General features: G+C 71.3%; 15 protein-coding genes and 1 pseudogene. 3 read left to right on the top strand and 13 right to left on the bottom strand.

The genetic code is table 11. The features are described from left to right. Positions 1–174: 174 nt before the first annotated feature. The 6 genes and pseudogenes from lpxC to murB form a co-directional block, all read right to left on the bottom strand. Positions 175–1,122 carry a UDP-3-O-acyl-N-acetylglucosamine deacetylase gene (gene lpxC / locus MKL01_RS32345; RefSeq protein ID WP_243909264.1) on the bottom strand — a complete coding sequence of 316 codons (948 nt, stop codon included), beginning with the start codon at positions 1,120–1,122 and terminating at the stop codon, positions 175–177. Between the two features lie 436 nt (positions 1,123–1,558). After that, complete coding sequence (ftsZ, locus tag MKL01_RS32340; protein WP_243909263.1) at positions 1,559–3,316, bottom strand: cell division protein FtsZ; 1,758 nt, start codon at positions 3,314–3,316, stop codon at positions 1,559–1,561. Between the two features lie 90 nt (positions 3,317–3,406). Further along, positions 3,407–4,729, bottom strand: coding sequence for a cell division protein FtsA (gene ftsA, locus MKL01_RS32335; protein ID WP_243909262.1), 1,323 nt, complete (start codon positions 4,727–4,729; stop codon positions 3,407–3,409). 52 nt (positions 4,730–4,781) lie between these two features. Beyond that, on the bottom strand, positions 4,782–5,735 hold the full coding sequence (locus MKL01_RS32330) for a cell division protein FtsQ/DivIB (protein ID WP_243909261.1): 954 nt from the start codon (positions 5,733–5,735) through the stop codon (positions 4,782–4,784). Continuing rightward, positions 5,702–6,288 (bottom strand): annotated as a pseudogene (locus MKL01_RS32325) (D-alanine--D-alanine ligase); the annotation flags it as partial. The pseudogene MKL01_RS32325 and the gene MKL01_RS32330, both read right to left, overlap by 34 nt. A 30-nt stretch (positions 6,289–6,318) precedes the next feature. Then, on the bottom strand, positions 6,319–7,251 hold the full coding sequence (murB, locus tag MKL01_RS32320; protein WP_243909259.1) for a UDP-N-acetylmuramate dehydrogenase: 933 nt from the start codon (positions 7,249–7,251) through the stop codon (positions 6,319–6,321). A gap of 191 nt (positions 7,252–7,442) precedes the next feature. Between murB and MKL01_RS35885 the strand changes: the two genes are divergently transcribed. Next, a complete protein-coding gene (locus MKL01_RS35885) occupies positions 7,443–7,571 on the top strand; it encodes a type II toxin-antitoxin system RelE family toxin (RefSeq protein ID WP_279605030.1) in 129 nt (42 codons plus the stop codon). Between the two features lie 10 nt (positions 7,572–7,581). Continuing rightward, on the top strand, positions 7,582–7,965 hold the full coding sequence (locus MKL01_RS32315) for a helix-turn-helix domain-containing protein (RefSeq protein WP_243909258.1): 384 nt from the start codon (positions 7,582–7,584) through the stop codon (positions 7,963–7,965). A gap of 15 nt (positions 7,966–7,980) precedes the next feature. On the opposite strand, the gene murC is transcribed toward MKL01_RS32315, so the two are convergent. Genes murC through MKL01_RS32300 form a run of 3 tightly spaced genes read right to left on the bottom strand, consistent with a single transcriptional unit; the run spans position 7,981 to position 11,709 of the window. Next, positions 7,981–9,387: a UDP-N-acetylmuramate--L-alanine ligase gene (gene murC / locus MKL01_RS32310; RefSeq protein WP_243909257.1), complete on the bottom strand. Its 1,407-nt coding sequence runs from the start codon at positions 9,385–9,387 to the stop codon at positions 7,981–7,983. A gap of 49 nt (positions 9,388–9,436) precedes the next feature. Continuing rightward, entirely contained in the window at positions 9,437–10,546 is a 1,110-nt protein-coding gene (gene murG / locus MKL01_RS32305) for an undecaprenyldiphospho-muramoylpentapeptide beta-N-acetylglucosaminyltransferase (protein WP_243909256.1), read from the bottom strand. Then, entirely contained in the window at positions 10,543–11,709 is a 1,167-nt protein-coding gene (locus MKL01_RS32300; RefSeq protein ID WP_243909255.1) for an FtsW/RodA/SpoVE family cell cycle protein, read from the bottom strand. The genes murG and MKL01_RS32300 overlap by 4 nt, the downstream gene beginning before the upstream one ends. A 315-nt stretch (positions 11,710–12,024) precedes the next feature. On the opposite strand from MKL01_RS32300, the gene MKL01_RS32295 reads away from it, so the two are divergent. Further along, positions 12,025–13,500, top strand: a complete 1,476-nt coding sequence (locus MKL01_RS32295) for a PAS domain S-box protein (RefSeq protein ID WP_243909254.1) — start codon at positions 12,025–12,027, stop codon at positions 13,498–13,500. A gap of 13 nt (positions 13,501–13,513) precedes the next feature. On the opposite strand, the gene murD is transcribed toward MKL01_RS32295, so the two are convergent. The 4 genes from murD to MKL01_RS32275 all read right to left on the bottom strand — a co-directional run bounded on the left by murD (position 13,514) and on the right by MKL01_RS32275 (position 19,188). Beyond that, positions 13,514–14,878, bottom strand: a complete 1,365-nt coding sequence (gene murD / locus MKL01_RS32290; RefSeq protein ID WP_243909253.1) for a UDP-N-acetylmuramoyl-L-alanine--D-glutamate ligase — start codon at positions 14,876–14,878, stop codon at positions 13,514–13,516. Between the two features lie 205 nt (positions 14,879–15,083). After that, entirely contained in the window at positions 15,084–16,169 is a 1,086-nt protein-coding gene (gene mraY, locus MKL01_RS32285) for a phospho-N-acetylmuramoyl-pentapeptide-transferase (RefSeq protein ID WP_243909252.1), read from the bottom strand. 88 nt (positions 16,170–16,257) lie between these two features. Beyond that, complete coding sequence (locus MKL01_RS32280; RefSeq protein WP_243909251.1) at positions 16,258–17,709, bottom strand: UDP-N-acetylmuramoylalanyl-D-glutamyl-2,6-diaminopimelate--D-alanyl-D-alanine ligase; 1,452 nt, start codon at positions 17,707–17,709, stop codon at positions 16,258–16,260. An 18-nt stretch (positions 17,710–17,727) separates the two neighbouring features. Continuing rightward, complete coding sequence (locus MKL01_RS32275) at positions 17,728–19,188, bottom strand: UDP-N-acetylmuramoyl-L-alanyl-D-glutamate--2,6-diaminopimelate ligase (RefSeq protein ID WP_243909250.1); 1,461 nt, start codon at positions 19,186–19,188, stop codon at positions 17,728–17,730. Positions 19,189–19,196 lie beyond the last annotated feature (8 nt).

The following is a 19,196-nucleotide window of genomic DNA, read 5'->3' as shown; positions in this document are numbered from 1 at the left end:
GAACCGGCGCCGTGCCGCGCCGTCATGCCATCGCGTGGGTGGATCCGGCCCAACCGGGCCGTGCCCGCCGTTCACGGACCGTTAAACCCTGCCGTTCGATTCGGGCACGAAAGCGGCAAGGCTGCGGCGGCCGGGAACGTTTGCCAACTGTGTCCCGCGGACCACAGGTTGTCGTCAGAGGTCGCCCGCGAAGGCCGCGAGCCCCAGGCCCACGCCCAGCTCGGACAGCACGGTCTCGCGCCGCGAGCCCTGGGCCTCGACGATGGCGTAGTTGGCCCGGTCGGAGAACAGGGCGGAGAGCACGCCGACATTCATCCGGTGGCCGCCGCAGAACGAGCGGTAGGCGCCCTGGATCGGCAGGCCGGCCAGGGCCAGGTCGCCGACCGCGTCGAGGATCTTGTGGCGGACGAACTCGTCCGGGAAACGCAGGCCCTCGGGGTTGACCACCGCGCTCTCGCCGACCGCCACGGTGTTCTCCAGGGAGGCGCCCAGGGCGAACCCCGCCTTCCAGTAGCGCTCCACGTCGCGCATCATTCCGAAGGTGCGGGCGCCGGCGATCTCGCGGCGGTAGGAGGCGGGCGACAGATCCATCGCCCTGCGGGAGCGGCCGATCACCGGGCTGTCGAAATCGATCTCGACATCGAGGCGGAAGCCCCGGTCGATGGGGCGGAGCTCGGCGAAGGCCTTGCCGGTCTCGATGCGGACGTGGCGCAGGATCTTCAGCCAGCGCCGGGGCGTGTCGCAGGTGGCGATCCCGGCCGCGTCGATCGCCTGGACGAAGGGGAGCGCGGACCCGTCGAGGATCGGCATCTCAGGCCCGTCGATCTCGATCAGGGCATTGTCGACCCCCAGCCCGTAGAGCGCGGACATCAGGTGCTCGACGGTGGCGACCGCGCCGGTCTCGACGTCGCCGAGGACGGTGCAGAGTTCGGTCGCGGAGACCAGGGCATGATGCGCCTTGATCAGGCGGTCGTTGCCGTGGGTGGTGCCAGTTCGGAGGAAGGCGATGCCGTGACTGGCGGGAGCGGGGCGGATCGTGATCTCGGCGGGGTTCCCGGAATGGACCCCGATCCCCGAAAGAGTCGCCGGCCCCTTGAGGGTCGTCTGTTTATGCGTTCGCATTCCTTAGCCCCCGGGCGCGATCAGGCCCCGCCATCCCGACCGGGAATGGAGAGAAACTGACTGATCCGTCCGCTGCTTGATGCCCCTGGCCACGCTATCAGGTTGTATCCCGGTGCGTGTCTCTTCGGTCTCGACGCTTCTATAGCTGCACCGCACAGGACAGCCAAATCACGGATTCTTACGCTGTGTTACAGACACGCTTGCATCGGCTTCGAAGCAAAAGCTTGCTCCACCAAAGGCTTAAAGGTTGGTTAATGCGTGGCTAACACGCGGCCGTTCTGTGGCGCGGATGCACCAGCGGAGCCCGCGCAACGCATCGATCCGCATGCACAGGCGTCCGGAACCGGCGTGAATTGACAACCAGGAGTTGCTTCCATGCGATGCGGGAGCCGACGGACCACGCCGGCTCCCGCATCCCGATCGAGGTCTGGACCCCTCAGTTCGCCTGGCGGCGCAGGAAGGCCGGGATCTCGAGCTGGTCGTCGTCCATCATCCGGGTCTGCGGCGCCATCCGGCCCTGGGCGTCGAGATTGCCCTGGGCCGGACGGTACTGCGGCACCGCCGGCGGGGCCGGAGCGCGCGGCGCCGGCGGCGCGGGGGGCTGGAGATGGGGCTGGGCCATCTGCGGCTGCGCAGCCGCGGGGGGCGCGGTCCGAGCCGCGGGGGCGTTCTCCAGCTCGTCGCGCCGGCCGCCGGTCCCCAGGGTCGCGAGCCGGCGGAGCAGCGAGGTGCGCTTGGACTCGGGGGCGGGCTCCTCGGCGGCGCGGCTCGCCATGATCTGGGTCTGGGCGATCGGCGGCAGCTCGTGGATCTGCGGCATCCGCGGGGCGCGGGCGAGGGGCGTCCCGGCCGGGGCCGCCGGGCGCGGCGGGACGAACGGACCGGCCTGGAGCGTCTGCGCGGGCTCGGCCGGCAGGGGCGCGGGGGCCGGGACGAACGGCGCGGCGGCGCGCGGCTGGGCGGGGGCCAGGACGACGTCGTCGCGGTTGACCGGCGCGGGGGCCTCGTAGTGGGCCGGGCGCGGCTCCGGCCGCATCTCGAAGCCCGCCTGCGGCGCGGACGGCATCGGGGCGGGGCTCGGCGCCGGAGCGACGTGCTCGGTCCGGATGCTCGGCACCGGCGAGGCCGCGCGGGCGCGGGCCTCGGCGCGCAGGCGCTCGGCGACCTCGGCGATGCGCTGCTCGGTCTCTGCGATGGCCGGGTTGTTCGGCGAGTTGGCCGAGATCAGCAGCGGCTCGATGCCGGTGGCGACCACCGACACGCGGATGATGCCGTCCAGGCTCTCGTCGAAGGTGGCGCCCAGGATGATGTTGGCGTCCTGATCGACCTCCTCGCGGATGCGGGTGGCCGCCTCGTCGAGCTCGTACAGGGTCAGGTCCGAGCCGCCGGTGATCGAGATCAGCAGGCCGCGGGCGCCCTTCATGGAGACGTCGTCGAGGAGCGGGTTGGCGATGGCCGCCTCGGCGGCGCGGTTGGCGCGCTTCTCGCCCGACGCCTCGCCGGTGCCCATCATGGCCTTGCCCATGCCGCGCATGATCGCCCGGACGTCGGCGAAGTCGAGGTTGATGAGACCCTCCTTCACCATGAGGTCGGTGATGCAGGCGACGCCCGAGTAGAGCACCTGATCGGCCATCGCGAAGGCGTCCGCGAAGGTGGTCTTCTCGTTGGCGACCCGGAACAGGTTCTGGTTGGGGATCACGATCAGCGTATCGACCGCGGCCTGCAGGTCCTGGATGCCGGATTCGGCGGTGCGCATCCGGCGGACGCCTTCGAACTGGAACGGCTTGGTCACGACGCCGACCGTCAGGATGCCCATGTCGCGGGCGGCCCGGGCGATGACGGGCGCGGCGCCGGTGCCGGTGCCGCCACCCATGCCGGCGGTGATGAAGCACATGTGGGCGCCCGAGAGCTGATCCCGGATCTCGTCGATCACCTCGTCGGCGGCCGCGGAGCCGACCTCCGGGTGCGAGCCGGCGCCGAGGCCCTGGGTCACGCCCAGGCCCATCTGGATGACGCGCTCGGCCTTCGAGGAGGTCAGCGCCTGCGCGTCGGTGTTCGCCACGACGAACTCGCAGCCCAGAAGGCCCGACTCGATCATGTTGTTGACGGCGTTGCCGCCGGCGCCGCCGACGCCGAAGACGGTGATGCGGGGCTTGAGTTCCCGGATGTCCGGCGCCTGGAGGGTAATGGCCATGGTGTCGAGCCTCTCGCTTACTCTGCTTTCCGTGCAGCGCCGCGGCGCCGGATTCTCTTCGACGCACCCGCCAGAGGCGGATGCGAGAACTTAGAAGCTGTCCTGCAGCCAGCGGCCGACCCGCCGGAAGTAGTTGTCGGTCCCGGTCGCCGCGAAGGCGCCGTGCCCGCGCGGCTCGAAGTGCTCGGCATGCGCGACCTGCGGGTAGACCAGCAGGCCGACGGCGGCCGAGAAGGCCGGACCCTTGGCCGCCTCCGGCAGGCCGCGGATCCCCAGCGGCCGGCCGATCCGCACCTGACCCTGGAGGACACGCCGGGCGACCTCGGGCAGGCCGACGAGCTGGCTGGCGCCGCCGGTGAGCACCACGCGCCGACCTGCCTGGGCGGCGAAGCCGGCATCGCGCAGGCGGTCGCGCACCAGCTCGACCACCTCCTCGACGCGGGGCTTGATGATCCGCACGAGCTGCGAGCGCGGGATGTGGGCCGGGGCCTCGCCCTCGTCCTCGCCGACCCCGTGCACCGCGATCATGTCGCGCTCGTCGGAGGGGGTGGAGAGGGCCGAGCCGTAGAGCGTCTTCAGCCGCTCCGCCGCCGCCATGCGGGTGGAGAGGCCGCGGGCGATGTCCATGGTGACGTGGTGGCCGCCCACCGCCACGGCATCCACGTGCACGAGGTGGCCGCCCGAGAACACGCCGACGCTGGTCGTGCCTCCGCCCATGTCGACGACGCAGACGCCCATCTCGGCCTCGTCGTCGACGAGGGCGGAGAGGCCGGCCGCGTAGGGCGTGGCGATCACCGCCTCGACCCCGAGGTGGCAATGCTCCACCGCCAGCATGACGTTGCGGGCGGCGGCGAGTTCGCTGGTGACCACGTGGAGGTCGACGCTCAGCGCCTCGCCGATCATGCCCGACGGGTCGATCACCGCGCCCTGCCCGTCCAGCGCGTAGCCGGTGGGCAACGCGTGCAGCACCGCCCGGCCGGGGCTGACCCCGTGGGCGCTGGCCGTCTCGAGCACCCGCTCGACGTCGCTGCCGGTGACGGTGCCGGAGCGGACGTTCACCCGCGCCTGGAAATGCTGCGAGGCGAGGCGGCCCCCCGACATGTTGACGATGACCGACTGGACCTCGACCTTGGCCATCCGCTCGGCGGCGTGCACCGCCTGACGGATCGCGCCCTCGGCGGCGGCGAGGTCGACGATGGCGCCGCCCTTGAGGCCGAGCGAGCGCTGATGGCCGATTCCGATGATGCGGGCCAGGTGGGTGCGGCCCCGGAGCGTCGTGAGCGCCTCGGCGGGCTGCAGCTCGGCGATGAGGCAGACCACCTTGCTCGTGCCGATGTCGAGCACCGAGAGGGTGGTCGAGCGTCGGGCCGAGAGCGGCTTCAGGCGCGGCGTGAGGCCGTGTTGGCTGTGCATTGACGCTACCGGACGCGGGGTTCGGGACGGGCGGAGATCACGAGGAAGGGCATCAGCTGGCCGCGCCCTTCTTCTTCGCCTTCTGGGATTCCGCGCGGGCGGCGGCCGCCTCCTCGGTCAGGCGCACCACGAGGCGGTCCGGCATGCGCAGGTCCACCGCGATGATGTCCTTCTCGAGCAGTCCGGCCTCGCGCTCGAACCGGACGAGGCGGGCAAGCGCCGCCGCCGGATCGACCTCGGGCAGGCGCACGTCGACGCCGTCGAGCTTCAGGGTCCAGCGCCGCCCGGACACGTAGGTGCCGGCCTTGATCCGCTCGGCGAGCGGCCCGGCGGCGGCGACGAGGGCCAGGTATTCCGGCAGCTTGGTGTTGGCGTTCTCGCCGACGACCAGGGGCAGGCTGGCGTAGCGGTCGTCGCGCATGGCGTCGATGACGGTTCCGTCGGCGGCGATGACGCTCAGCTCCCCGTTCTTCTGCCAGAGGGCGGCGGGCTCGCGCTCCACCTGGGTGATGGCGATCTCGTTCGGGTAGATCTTGCGGACCGAGGCCTGGGCGATCAGGGGCACGCGCAGCAGCTTCTCGCGGACCGCGCCGACGTCCAGGAACGGGACGGAGGAGCGCCAGTCGATGCCGGCGGCCGCCAGCACTTCACGCTCGTACATCCGGGAGATGCCCGAGATGGTGACCCGCTCGACCCCGAATCCGGCGAGCCGGGCGGCGATGTCGAGGGGGCGGCCCTGATCGGCCACGAAGGCATCGTAGCGCCCGCTCGCGACGAAGCCCGCGAGCGCCACGGCGGCGAAGGCTGCGGAGACGCCGACCATCCCGAGGCCCCGCGGCAGGCGCTCGTTCATGCGCTGGCCGGAGCGGGCCCGGCGGACCGACAGCGCGCGGGTGCGGCGGCCGGTGAGCCGGTCCAGCGCGGCGCCGACGAGGCGCGCGGGCAGGCCGCGACCGGCAGCGTGCGCGCCGCTCAGCGGTTCAGAGATGCGTCCTCCACCATCCATCGGACGAGCTCACCGAAACTCAGGCCCGCATGGGCCGCCATCTCCGGCACAAGGCTCGTCTGGGTCATGCCGGGTTGCGTGTTGACCTCCAGCACCACGAGTCGGCCGGTTCCACCCGGCGAGTCGTCGTAGCGAAGGTCGGCACGGCTGACGCCCCGGCAGCCCAGTGCTTGATGCGCCGTTAACGACAGTTCTTGGACACGCTGGTAAACATTTGGTTTAAGTTCGGCCGGCGGGACGGGGAGCGAGCCTCCGGGCGCGACTTTCGCGTCGTGGTCGTACCGGTCTCCCGTGGCAGCCTCGACCGCGATCACGCCGGGCGCCCTGCCGCCCTTCACCCTGCAGGCCGGCCCGCGGCTGGCTATATCGTAGGTCCTGCAAGCACTTGTCGGCCGAAGGTTCAGACCTCCGTGGCGGGGATCCGGGGCGGGTGCGAACGCCCGGCGCGCAGGGGGACCGCACCCACGGATGATCCCGCCACGATAGGCTCCACCCCGCAGGGTAGCGGCAGGCCGTGCGTCCTGGCGGCGTCGTGACGGTTAACGATCCGGCCTGCCATCCCCTCCGCCGCCGAACTTACGTCCTACCGACTTGCGGATGGCGCGATCATGCCGATCCTTCGGATCTCCCAGCGCAGCTCGACCCCGCTCGTCTCGCGCACCCGGCGGCGGACCTCCTCGCCCAGCCCCTCGATGTCGGCCGCCGTGGCGCCGCCGGTGTTGATCAGGAAGTTGCAATGCATCGGCGAGACCTGGGCGCCGCCCCGGGTCAGGCCCCGGCAGCCGGCGGCGTCGATCAGCTGCCAGGCCTTGCCGCCCTCTGGATTGGCGAAGGTCGAGCCGCCGGTGCGCTCGCGGATCGGCTGGGCCGCCTCCCGGGCGGCCGTGACCCGCTCCATCTCGGCCTCGATGGTGGCGCGGTCCCCCGGTGTCCCGCGGAACAGGGCGCGGGTGAAGATCACGTCCTCTGGCGCATCGGAATGCCGGTAGGAGAAGCCCATCTCGGCGTGGCTGAAGCTGAGAAGCGCGCCCCGGCGGTCGACGCCGCGGGCCTCCACCAGCACGTCGGTGGTCTCGCCGCCATGGGCGCCGGCGTTCATGCGCAGCGCCCCGCCGATCGAGCCCGGGATGCCGCGATAGAAGGCGAGCCCGTCGAGCCCGGCCTCCGCGGCCGTCTTGGCGAGGCGCATGTCGGGCACGGCGGTGCCGACCGTCAGCGTGTCGCCGTCGACCGCGATGGTGCCGAAGGCCTTGCCGCCGAGGCGGATCACCACGCCGGGCACGCCGCCGTCGCGGACGATGAGATTGGAGCCGAGGCCGATCACCGTCACCGGCACGTCCGGTTCGAGGGCGGCGAGGAGGCGCGCGAGGTCCTCTTCGTCGGCCGGGGTGAACAGCACCTCGGCCGGGCCGCCGACGCGGAACCACGTGAGGTCGGCGAGCGGCTGGTCGGCGAGCAGGCGCCCGCGCAGGTCGGATGCGGCGGCGCGGATGCGGTCGTGGAGGGATGCGGTCATGCTAAGCTTCGCGCCGGCAGAACCGGCTTGCGTGAGGGAATCGCGAGGCGATGGATGGGGACGCGGGCAAGTCTCTGGTCTTCACACGCACCGCAGCGCGAAGCCTCAGCCGTTTGCCGAAGGACGCCGAGGATCTGATCCGCGAGTAGCTGCGTCTCTATGCGCGCGATCCCGGAAGCCTCGCCAACAACGTGAAGGCGCTCAAAGGCGACGGTAAGCGGCTGCGCCTGCGTGTCGGCGACTGGCGGGCCATCTTCACCATCGAGCCCGATCGGATCATTGTGCATGCGGTCGGCCCGCGAAGCCCGATCTACGATTAGGACCTCGCCCGTGACGATCGTCAGAACCAGGACGCCCTCCGGAGAGGCGATCGTAATTCTCCCCGAAGCCGAATTCGAGCGTCTGCGCGACTTGGTGGAAGACACACTCGACGCCCGCCTTATCGACGATTCGGCGGCACGCTTGGCGTCCGGCGCGGAAGAGCTTCTCAGCGAGGCCGACCTCGACGCCCTGCGCGCCGCACCGAGCCCTCTGGCCTTCTGGAGGATGCGCCGGGGCGAAAGTACGGCCGCACTGGGGGACGCCTGCGGTCTCGCGGAAGAGGAGGTTGCCGCGCTCGAGACGGGTGCGCGCACCGTCGACACAGCCGTCTATCGCCGGTTGGCGCGGGCGCTCGGCATCGATGCCGAGGACCTCATGCCGGACGCGTCCTGACGCGTCGCCATCCCCTCACCGCCCCCGCGCGGCCAGCTCGTCCGGCAGCGCGTAGGCCCATTGGGTGATGGTGCCCGCGCCGAGACACACCACGTAATCGCCGGGCTTGGCGAGGTCGGCGACGATCCCCGCGAGCTCCTCCGGCCGCTCCAGCGCCCGAGCGTCGCGGTGGCCGCGGGAGCGCAGGCCGGCGACGAGGCTGTCGCGGTCGAAACCCTCGATCGGCGGCTCGCCGGCGGCGTAGACCGGGGCGACGATCACCGTGTCGGCGTCGTTGAAGCAGGTGCAGAAATCGTCGAACAGCGATTGCAACCGGGTGAAGCGGTGGGGCTGCACGATGGCGATCACCCCGTGGTCCGTGGAGGCGCGGGCGGCCTTGAGCACCGCCTTGATCTCCACCGGATGGTGCCCGTAATCGTCGAAGATCGTCGCGCCGTTCCACTCGCCGGTGCGGGTGAAGCGCCGCTTCACGCCGCCGAAGGCGGCGAGCGCGTTGCGGATCGCCTCGGGCTTCACCCCGAGCTCGTGCGCGACCGCGAGCGCCGCCGTGGCGTTGAGCGCGTTGTGCTTGCCCGGCATCGGCAGGACGAGGTCTTCCATCTCCATCCGATAGCCCGGGCGGCGGTCGCGGATCATCACCCGGAAGCGGCTCTGGCCGCCGCGCAGGTCGACGTCGATCAGGCGCACGTCCGCCTGCGGGTTCTCGCCGTAGGTGATGATGCGGCGATCCTCGATATGGCCGACGAGGTCCTGCACCACCGGGTGGTCGATGCACATCACCGCGAAGCCGTAGAACGGGATGTTGTCGATGAAGCGCCGGAACGCGTCCTTGATGGCGTCGAACGAGCCGAAATGGTCGAGGTGCTCGGGGTCGATGTTGGTGACGATCGCCACGTCCGCCGGCAGCTTCAGGAACGTGCCGTCCGACTCGTCGGCCTCCACCACCATCCATTCGCCCGCGCCCATGCGGGCATTGGTGCCGTAGGCGTTGATGATGCCGCCGTTGATGACGGTCGGGTCGAGGTTGCCGGCGTCGAGCAGCGTCGCGACCAGGGACGTGGTGGTGGTCTTGCCGTGCGTCCCCGCGATGGCGACGCAGGACTTGAAGCGCATCAGCTCGGCCAGCATCTCGGCCCGGCGCACCACCGGCAGCCGGCGCTCCCGGGCGGCTTGCAGTTCAGGATTGTCGCGCTGGATCGCCGTCGAGACGACCACCAGGGCCGCCTCCGCGACGTTCTGGGCGTCGTGACCCACGAAGGTCCGCATGCCCTTCTCGGCGAGGCGGCGGACGTTGGCGTTGTCGGAGGCGTCCGACCCCTGCACCGTGTAGCCGAGGTTGTGCATCACCTCGGCGATCCCGGACATGCCGATGCCGCCGATGCCGATGAAGTGGATGGGTCCGAGCTTGTCGGGCAGCTTCATGGGTCGAACCGTCTGGTGGCGGGACCGCCGGTGCGGAATCCCGTGAGGATCAGGTGCGGGCGGCCGTCTCGATGACGACCTCGGCCAGCCGCTCGGCGGCGTCGAGAATACCGGCGCTTCTGGCCGCATCGGCCGCCGCGGTCAATTTTGCCGGCGTCGCGAAGCAGTCGGTGAGGTCCGCCGCGAGGCGCTCCGGGGTGAAATCGGACTGCTTCACGGCCAGCGCGGCGCCGATGGCTGCGAGGGTCGCGGCGTTGGCGGCCTGGTCCTGGTCGAGGGCGCCGGGCAGCGGCACCAGGATCGACGGGCGGCCGATCGCGGCGAGTTCCGAGACCGTCGAGGCGCCCGAGCGTGCCACCACCAGGTGGCTCGCGGCCATGCGGGCCGGCAGGTCCTTGAAGAACGGCGCCGCCTCGATGCCGGCGAGGCCCATGGCGAGGTAGCGGTTCTGCACCGCCGTCAGGTCCTCCGGCCGGACCTGCTGGACGAGGTGCAGGCGGGCCCGCAGGTCGGCGGGCAGGCGCGCGACCGCTTCGGGCACGACCTCGCCCATGACCCGGGCGCCCTGGCTGCCGCCGAACACGAGGAGCCGCAGAACATCGCCGTCACCGAAGGCGGGATACGGGACCTTCGCCGCCTCGATCACCGCCGGGCGGAGCGGGTTGCCGGTATGGACCCGGGGCGCCTTCGCCGTGTCGGGCACGCCGCGCACGTTCTTGAAGCCGGTGGCGATGGTCCGGGCGCCCCGGGCCAGGAAGGCGTTGGCCCGGCCCATCACGGCGTTCTGCTCGTGCAGCACCGTCGGCACCCGCAGGATCTGGCCGGCGAGGACCGGCGGCACGGTCGGGTAGCCACCGAAACCCACGATGGCGGCCGGGTTGATCCGCCGGATCTCCTTGGCGGCGACGCCGAACCCCCGGCCCAGCGTGAGGATGGCGCTCGCGCGCCGCACGAGCGAGCGCCCCGAGGGCGTCGCCGAAGCGATCGTCACCACCTCCGAGGCCGGGAACTCGGACGCGATCGCGTCGACGCGGGCGTCGGTGGCGAGCGCCACCCGCACGCCGCGGGCGCGCAGCGCATGGGCGAGGCTCTCGGCCGGGAACAGGTGGCCGCCGGTGCCGCCCGCGCAGAGGAGGATCGTCGGGGTGAAGACCGTCACCGCATCACCCCGGCGACGGTGGCCGGCGCGGTGCCGGGGGGCTTCTGGCTGAGCAGCACCGTGCGGGGGCGCTTGCGGGTCAGGGCGACGAGGAAGCCGGTCCCCAGCGCCAGGGAGATCAGCGAGGAGCCGCCGTAGGAGACGAAGGGCAGCGTCATGCCCTTGGCGGGCATGAGCTGGGTGTTCACCGCCATGTTGATGCAGGCCTGGAGGCCGAACAGCGTGGTCAGGCCGGTGATCGCCAGGCGCGAGAACGTGTCGTCGGTGCGTCGGGCGAGCTTGAGGCCCCGCAGCACGATGAAGGCGAACAGGGCCACGAGGCAGAGGCAGACGATCACGCCGAACTCCTCGCCGGTGACCGAGAAGATGAAGTCGGTATGGGCGTCGGGCAGATGGCGCTTGGCCACGCCCTCCCCCGGGCCGGTGCCGAACCAGCCCCCTGAGCGGAAGGATTCCCGCGACCAGAAGTCCTGGAAGCCGCCGCCGGAATCCCGGTCGAGGAACTTGTTGAAGCGCTCGCGGACGTGGTGGAAGAACAGGTAGGCGGCGAAGACGCCTCCAAGCCCGAGCGCGCCGAGCACGGCGACCCAGATCAGGTGCAGGCCGGCCACGAAGAACAGCGCGCACCACACCATGGTGATCAGCATGGTCTGGCCGAAATCGGGCTGCAGCAGCAGCGGCACGATGGTGATCGGCAGCAGCAGCAGCGCCAGGATGCCGCCCGGCATGTCGCGGCGCTGCGCGCCTTCGGAAAACGCCCAGGCGGCCACCACCACGAAGGCCGGCTTGACGAACTCGGACGGCTGCAGGCCGAACGGCCCGAACTGGATCCAGCGGTGCGCGCCCTTGATCTCGGGGCCGAACTTCCCCGCCAGGAGGCACAGGGCGACGCCGCAGATCCAGGTGATCAGGGCGACCCGCCGGATGCCGCGCAGCGACAGGAACGACACCGCGCAGATCAGCGCGATGGTCGGCGCAAGATACATCGCCTGCCGGTTGAGGAAATAGAAGGTCGGCAGGCCGATGCGCTCGGCGACCGGTGGTCCGCCGCCCATCAGGAAGACGAGGCCCGCCACCATCAGCGCGAACAGGGCCGCGAGCAGCCCGCGATCCACCGTCCACCACCAATCCGTCAGGGGTGTGCGTTCCGCGCGTGACATCATGCCGGGCAACGACTCCAGGCCGCGCGGATGCCGGTCCGCGCGGGTCGGCGAGATCCTGTGCAGGAATGGTAAACGGACACTTATGATCGATCAGCGGCGTCGCGCGGATCCGGGTCGCGGCTCGGCCCGCCGGCAGCGTCGCGCCGCGCGCGCCTGCGTTGCGCAGAAGTGTATTCATTCGATCGAAATTGATCAGAAGTCACGCTATCTTAATATTCAACATGCAACTACGGCGTGTAATCTCGGGATCGGACGGCGGCGGATCCTGAAGGCCGCGTCGCGACCGCCGACCCGCCACGCGGAAGCACGCCCGATATGTTCGCTGCCCTGAACGCCCGTGAAGCGCACGCCAAGCTCGCGGCCCTCGACCGGGTCCAGGGTATCATCGAGTTCGACCTCGCCGGCCGGATCCTATCGGCGAACCAAAACTTCCTCGACGTCGTCGGCTACACGCTCCCGGAGATCGTCGGCCAGCATCACAGCCTGTTCATGGATCCGGTCCAGCGGGAGTCGCAGGAATACCGGGCCTTCTGGGAGCACCTGCGATCCGGCGCGTTCGAATCCGGGCAGTTCCAGCGGGTCGGCCGCGGCGGCCGCCCGATCTGGATCCAGGCGTCCTACAACCCGATGCTCGATGCCCGGGGCCGCCCGTACAAGGTTGTGAAGTTCGCCACCGACATCACCCGGCAGCGGACCGAGGAGGCCGACCGCGCGGGCCAGATCGCCGCGATCCACAAGGTTCAGGCGGTGATCGCCTTCGACCTCGACGGTACGGTGATCGAGGTCAACGACAACTTCCTGTCCACGATGGGTTACCTCCGTGAGGAGGTCGTGGGCAAGCATCACAGCCTGTTCGTCGAGCCCGCCTATCGCGAGAGCGAGGCCTATCGCACGTTCTGGGCGAGCCTGCGCAACGGCACCTATCAGGCGGCCCAGTTCCGGCGCCTCGGCAAGAACGGGCGCGAAGTCTGGATCGAGGCGTCCTACAACCCGATCCTCGACGCCGCCGGCCGGCCCTACAAGGTGGTCAAGTTCGCCACCGACATCACCGAGCGGGTCCATCTTCTGGCCAACCTGCGCACGCTCATCGACCGGAATTTCGGCGCGATCGACCAGGCGGTGACGCAGTCGACCCGGGCGGCGCAGCTCGCCTCGTCGGCGGCGGATTCAACCTGCGGCAACGTCCAGACCGTGGCGGCGGCGGCCGAGGAACTCGCCGCGTCCGTGACCGAGATGTCGCAGAGCATCGTGCGCTCCCAGGGCGCCACCGATACCGCGTATGCCTGCGTGCAGGACGCCGACGGCCACACCAAGCGGCTCGCCGACACCGCCACCGCGATGACCGGCATCGTCGGCCTGATCCAGAACATCGCCGGCCAGATCAACCTGCTGGCGCTGAACGCCACGATCGAGGCGGCCCGCGCCGGAGAGGCCGGTCGCGGCTTCGCGGTCGTCGCCTCCGAGGTGAAGGCGCTGGCCGATCAGGCGGCCCGCGCCACCGGACAGATCAACGCGGAGATCGCCAGCGTGCAGCGCGTCTCGCAGGAGGTGGTCGGCGCGCTCGGCTCCATCGGCGCCTCGGTCTCGGTGATGCGCGAGACCGTCGTGGCCACCGCGGCCGCCATCGAGGAACAGAGCGCGGTGACCCGCGACCTCGCCGAGAACATGCAGAGCGCCGCCGGGGCGGTCTCGGCGATCACCGGCAACATCGGGGCGATCGTCCAGTCGGTGGCCGACGTGTCCCAGGCGGTGGAGACCACGCGGGACGCCGCCAAGGTGCTGGCGCGCTGAGTCCCGCGGAGCCTCAGGGGAGCGCCCGGACCAGGTCGCGGAAGCGGTCCCCGCGGATCTCGAAGTTCCGGAACTGGTCGTAGGAGGCGCAGGCCGGCGAGAGCAGCACCACCGGCTCGGGGGCTCCCGAGGCGGCGGCGTTCGCGGCGGCCTGCGGGACCGCGACCTCCAGCGTCTCGCAGCGCGTGTAGGGCACGGCGCCTTCGAGCGTCGCCGCGAAGGCGTCCGAGGCGGCGCCGATCAGGTAGGCGTGGGCGACCCGCTCGAAATACGGCACCAGCGGGAAGATGCCGCCGTCCTTGGCCTTGCCGCCGAGGATCCAGTGGATGTCCCGGAAGGCGGTGAGCGCCTTCTCGGTGGAATCCGCGTTCGTCGCCTTGGAATCGTTGACGAACAGCACGTTGCCGCGCCGCCCGACCTCCTCCATCCGGTGCGGCAGGCCGGGGAACGCGGTCAGTCCGGCCTGGATCTGCTCGCTCGAGAGCCCCAGCGCCCGGGCCACCGCCACGGCAACGGCCGCGTTCTGCCAGTTGTGGGCGCCCCGCAGCGAACCGATGCCGTTGACGTCGGCGAGCGCCGACCCGTCCGTGTCGCGGACGATCCCGTCGCGCACCGTCAGCGCTTCGGTGCAGAGCACGTCGCCGTGGGGCACGTGCACGCGCACGAGGTCGGTGCCGCGCCGGTCGGCGATGGCCCGGCTCGGCGCATCGTCGACGCCGACCACCGCGAGGGCCGCTCCGCTGATCAGGCGCTCCTTGATGGACGCGTACTGCTCCATGGTGCCGTGACGGTCGAGATGGTCCGGCGTGATGTTCATCAGCACGCCGACGCTCGGATCGAGGCCGGGCGTCAGGTCGATCTGGAACGACGACATCTCGATCACGTGGACGCGCTCGGCGGAGGGCGGCTGCAGGGACAGGATCGCGGTTCCGATATTGCCGCCCATCTCGACGTCGCGGCCCGCCTGGGCGAGGACGTGGGCGATCAGCGCCGTGGTGGTCGACTTGCCGTTGGTGCCGGTGATGGCCACGAACGGCGCCTCCGGTGCCAGCGCCCGGCGCTCCCGGCAGAACAGCTCGATGTCGCCGATGATGGCGACGCCCGCGTCCCGGGCGAGCCGGACGCTCCAGTGCGGCTCGGGATGGGTCAGGGGCACGCCCGGACTGAGGACGAGGGCGGCGAACCCGGACCAGTCGGCAGCGCGCAGGTCCTGCGTCTCGATTCCCGCTTCCTGCGCCCGGGCGCGGCTGTCGGCGTTGTCGTCCCAGGCGCGAACGCCGGCCCCGCCGGCCCGCAGCGCCAGCGCCGTGGCGAGGCCGGAGCCGCCGAGACCGAACAGCGCGACGGACTTGTCCTTGAAGACGGTGACGGGTGTCATGCAGAGCTCTGGATGCGAAAGGAACGGTCGCTCCTCCCATCCACACCCTCATCCTGAGGTGACCGCGATGCGGGCCTCGAAGGAGCCCTCCAGCCGGCCGCGCGATCCCTGGAGGGCTCCTTCGAGGCCTCCGCTACGCTCCGGCACCTCAGGATGAGGGCCTGGGTGGGATCGGCCTTCGTACGCGGACACGTAGCACAGATTTTCAGCGGAGTTTCAGTGTCGCGAGCCCCGCGAGCGCCAGGATCACCGCGATGATCCAGAAGCGGATGACCACCTGCGGTTCCTTCCAGCCCTTCTGCTCGAAATGGTGGTGGATCGGCGCCATGCGGAAGACGCGCTTGCCGGTGAGCTTGAACGAGGCGACCTGGATGATCACCGACATCATCTCCAGGACGAACAGGCCGCCGACGATCGCCAGGACGATCTCGTGCTTCGTCGCCACCGCGATCGAGCCGAGCAGGCCGCCGAGCGCCAGCGAACCGGTATCGCCCATGAAGATCTGGGCCGGCGGCGCGTTGAACCAGAGGAAGCCGAGCCCGGCCCCGATCACCGCGCCGCAGACGACCGCGAGCTCGCCGGTGTCGCGGACGTAGTTCACCTGCAGATAGCTCGCGGTGAAGGAGTTGCCGACCAGATAGGCGATGAACCCGAAGGTTCCGCAGGCGATCATCACCGGGACGATGGCCAGCCCGTCGAGCCCGTCGGTCATGTTCACCGCGTTGCCCGCGCCGACGATCACGAAGGCCCCGAACAGGGGATAGAACCAGCCGAGGTTCAGCAGCGCGTCCTTGAACACCGGGAAGGCGAGCTGGTTCTGGAGCGTGGTCGGCGAATAGACCGCGATGGTCACGCAGGCCGCCATCGCGATCACCGCCTCCAGGGTGAGGCGGAACTTGCCCGAGAAGCCCTTGTGCGACTGCTTGGTGACCTTGAGGTAGTCGTCGTAGAAGCCGATCGCCCCGAAGCCGAGGGTGACGGTCAGCGTCACCCAGACGTAGTGGTTGCGCGGGTTGGCCCACAGCAGGATCGCCACCACGGCGCCCGCCAGGATCATCAGGCCGCCCATGGTGGGCGTGCCGCGCTTGGTCAGCAGGTGGGTCTGCGGCCCGTCCTCGCGGATCGGCTGGCCCTTGCCCTGCCGCAGCCGCAGCAGCGAGATGATCCAGGGACCGAACCAGAACACGAACAGGCCCGCCGTGAACAGCGCGCCGCCGGTGCGGAAGGTGATGTAGCGGAACACGTTGAGCGGCGTGAAGGTGCCGCTCAGTTCCGAGAGAAGATACAGCATCCGGGCGTTCGGCCCCTCTGTTCAGGCACAGGTTTCAGGGCCGGCATCGACCGTCGGAGAACGCGCGGGCGTGCCGGTCACGGGGCGGTCAGGGGGCGGTCGCGAGGGCGCGCCGCGTCGGGTCGATCGCGTAGCGGGCTTTCAGCGCCTCGACAATCCGGCCCATGCGGCTGCCGTTCGAGCCCTTGACCATCACGGCGTCGCCGGATCGCAGGGTCCGGGCGAGCGGCTCGATCAGGTCGGCGGCAGTGTCGGCCACGCCGCCGCGGCGGCTCACCGGCAGGGCCTCGAACAGGTGGCGCGTCAGGGGGCCGGCCGCGAAGACCAGGTCGATCCGCGCGGCCTCGATGGCCTCGGCGAGGCCGCGATGCATCTCGGCCGCGGCGGCGCCGAGTTCGAGCATGTCGCCCAAAACCGCGATGCGCCGCCCCCGCGGACCGGTCTCGATGCCGGCGAGCGTCGCCAGGGCCGCGCGCACCGAGGCGGGGTTGGCGTTGTAGCTCTCGTCGATCAGGTAGGCGATGCCGCCGCCGATCTCCAGGGCGGTGCGCTCGCCGCGCCCGACCGGCGGCGTCAGGCCGCCGAGCGAGAGGGCGGCCTGGGCGAGGTCGGCGCCGAGCGCGTGGATCACCGCCAGGACGCCCAGGGAGTTCAGGGCGGCATGCCGGCCCGCCGTGCCGAGCTTGTAGGTCACGGGCTGACCCATCACGAGGGCGTCGACCACCGACAGGTCGGGGCGCAGCACGATCCTCTGGGCGCGCACGTCCGCCTGCGGATGCTCGCCGAAGCTGACCACCCGACCCGCCCGGGACGCCTGCGCGTGGGCGACCAGACGGTCGAAATGCTGGGCGTCGCGGTTGATGATCGCCACGCCGCCGGCCCGGATCCCGGAGAAGATCTCGCCCTTGGCGTCCGCGATGGCGGCGAGCGAGGCGAAATGCTCGATGTGGACCGGCTCGACCGTGGTGATCAGCGCGACGTCGGGCCGGACCTGGGCGGCGAGCGGTACGATCTCGGCCGCGTGGTTCATGCCGATCTCGAACACGCCGTAGCGGGTGGATCCGGGCATCCGCGCCAGGGTCAGCGGCACGCCCCACTGGTTGTTGTAGGAGGCGGCCGAGGCGTGGGCCTCGCCCTGTCCGGACAGGACGTGGCGCAGGGCCTCCTTGGTTCCCGTCTTGCCGACCGAGCCGGTCACCGCCACGACCTGGGCGCTCGTCCGGGCGCGGGCGGCCGCGCCGAGGCGGACCATCGCCGTCAGCACGGGGTCGGGACCCGATGCCGGCGCGGCCAGGACGGGGCCGTGCTCCGCCAGACCTGCGGCGCGGTCCTCCGCCACCACCGCGGCCCCGGCCCCGCGGCCGAGAGCGTCGGCGACGAAGTCATGGCCGTCGCGGGCCTCGCCGCGGATCGCGAAGAACAGGTCGCCCGGTTGAAGCGTGCGGGTGTCGATCGAGGCGCCGCCGATCGGGCGCTCCGCGCCGATCAGGCGCCCGCCCGTGGCGGCCTCGATCTCCCCGCGGGTCCAGAGTGCGGTCATGGTTGGCCCCTGTCTCCGTCAGACCGCTGTCTCGGTGATCGCGGCGCGCAGGACCGCGTGGTCCGAGAACGGCAGCGTGCGATCCCCCACGATCTGGCCGGTTTCATGACCCTTGCCGGCGACGACCAGCACGTCGCCGGGTCCGAGGCGCCGCACGGCCGCGCGGATCGCCTCGGCGCGGTCGCCGATCTCCTCCGCATCCGGGGCCGCGTCCAGGATCGCCTGGCGGATGGCGGCGGGCTCCTCGGTCCGGGGGTTGTCGTCCGTGACGACGACGGCGTCGGCCAGCCGCTGCGCGATCGCCCCCATCAGCGGCCGCTTGCCGCGGTCGCGGTCGCCGCCGCAGCCGAAGACGACGGTCAGCCGGCCCGTCGCGAACGGCCGCAGCGCGGTCAGCACGCTCTCCAGCGCCTCGGGCTTGTGGGCGTAGTCGACGAGGCAGAGGCCGCCCCGCACCTCGCCGATCCGCTCCATGCGGCCGGGCACGCCGGTGAGATGGTCGAGGGCGGCGAAGACGCCGTCGGGATCCGCGGCACCGGGAGGGGTCGCGAGGGCGAGGCCCGCGGCGACGAGGGCATTCTCGACCTGGAACTCGCCCACGAGCGGCAGCCGCAGCTCCCGGGTGCGGTCCTCGAAGACGAGCCGCACGGCCTGCGCGAAACCCTCCGTCCGGACGGAGTCGACCCGCAGATCCCGGCCGGCGCGTCCCACGGTGCGGACCGGCCGCCCGGCCCCTTCGGCCGCGGCGATCACCCGGTCCGCATAGGCGCCGTCGGCGTTGACGACCGCCGGGCAGCCGGGCGGCAGCAGATCGGTGAAAAGCCTAAGCTTGGCCGCGAGATACTCCTCGATGCTCGCGTGATAGTCGAGGTGGTCGCGGCCGAGGTTGGTGAAGCCCGCCGCGGAGATCCGCACGCCGTCGAGGCGGCGCTGCTCGATCCCGTGGGAGGACGCCTCCATGGCGAGCTCCGTGACGCCCTCGGCGGCGAGCCGCGCCAGGGTCTCGTGCAGCGTCACCGGATCGGGGGTGGTCAGAGAGCCGTACTGCGCGCCGCGGTTGCTGACGATGCCGACGGTGCCGAGGCTCGCGGCGTCCCGGCCGAGACGCGCCAGGATCTGGCGCACGAAGTCGGCCACCGAACTCTTGCCGGCGGTGCCGGTGACCGCCACCACGGTCTCGGGCTGGCGGCCGGCGAGGCGCGCGGCGGCGAGTGCCAGGGCCCGGCGCGCATCCGCGACCGCGATCCAGGCCACCGCGTCCGGCAGGTCGGCCGGCCGCGTCCCCTCCCCGGCCACCGCCACGGCGCCCCGCTGCGCCGCCTGCGCGGCGAACCGGCGCCCGTCGGCCTTCGTGCCCGGCACGGCGACGAACACGGTGCCGGTGGCGACCTGGCGGCTGTCGGCCGTGAGGTCCGAGACCAGCCGGTCCGCGGCCGGGCCGGCGGCTTCGGGGAAGAGATCGGCGAGCCGGGCGCTCATCGATCCGC

Origin of the sequence: Methylobacterium sp. J-070 (assembly GCF_022829385.1) — a bacterium.
In the GTDB taxonomy this organism is placed as follows: Bacteria; Pseudomonadota; Alphaproteobacteria; order Rhizobiales; family Beijerinckiaceae; genus Methylobacterium.
This window is presented reverse-complemented; position numbering and strand designations above follow the sequence as displayed.

Bases quoted from the DNA above. Each gene is read 5' to 3' on its own strand.
- murC (WP_243909257.1), bottom strand. From the start codon at position 9,387: ATGAAGCTGCCCGACAAGCTCGGACCCATCCACTTCATCGGCATCGGC.
- MKL01_RS32300 (WP_243909255.1), bottom strand. From the start codon at position 11,709: ATGATGTCACGCGCGGAACGCACACCCCTGACGGATTGGTGGTGGACG.
- murB (WP_243909259.1), bottom strand. From the start codon at position 7,251: ATGACCGCATCCCTCCACGACCGCATCCGCGCCGCCGCATCCGACCTG.
- ftsA (WP_243909262.1), bottom strand. From the start codon at position 4,729: ATGCACAGCCAACACGGCCTCACGCCGCGCCTGAAGCCGCTCTCGGCC.
- mraY (WP_243909252.1), bottom strand. From the start codon at position 16,169: ATGCTGTATCTTCTCTCGGAACTGAGCGGCACCTTCACGCCGCTCAAC.
- MKL01_RS32275 (WP_243909250.1), bottom strand. From the start codon at position 19,188: ATGAGCGCCCGGCTCGCCGATCTCTTCCCCGAAGCCGCCGGCCCGGCC.
- lpxC (WP_243909264.1), bottom strand. From the start codon at position 1,122: ATGCGAACGCATAAACAGACGACCCTCAAGGGGCCGGCGACTCTTTCG.
- MKL01_RS32280 (WP_243909251.1), bottom strand. From the start codon at position 17,709: ATGACCGCACTCTGGACCCGCGGGGAGATCGAGGCCGCCACGGGCGGG.
- ftsZ (WP_243909263.1), bottom strand. From the start codon at position 3,316: ATGGCCATTACCCTCCAGGCGCCGGACATCCGGGAACTCAAGCCCCGC.
- MKL01_RS32295 (WP_243909254.1), top strand. From the start codon at position 12,025: ATGTTCGCTGCCCTGAACGCCCGTGAAGCGCACGCCAAGCTCGCGGCC.
- MKL01_RS32330 (WP_243909261.1), bottom strand. From the start codon at position 5,735: ATGGATGGTGGAGGACGCATCTCTGAACCGCTGAGCGGCGCGCACGCT.
- murD (WP_243909253.1), bottom strand. From the start codon at position 14,878: ATGACACCCGTCACCGTCTTCAAGGACAAGTCCGTCGCGCTGTTCGGT.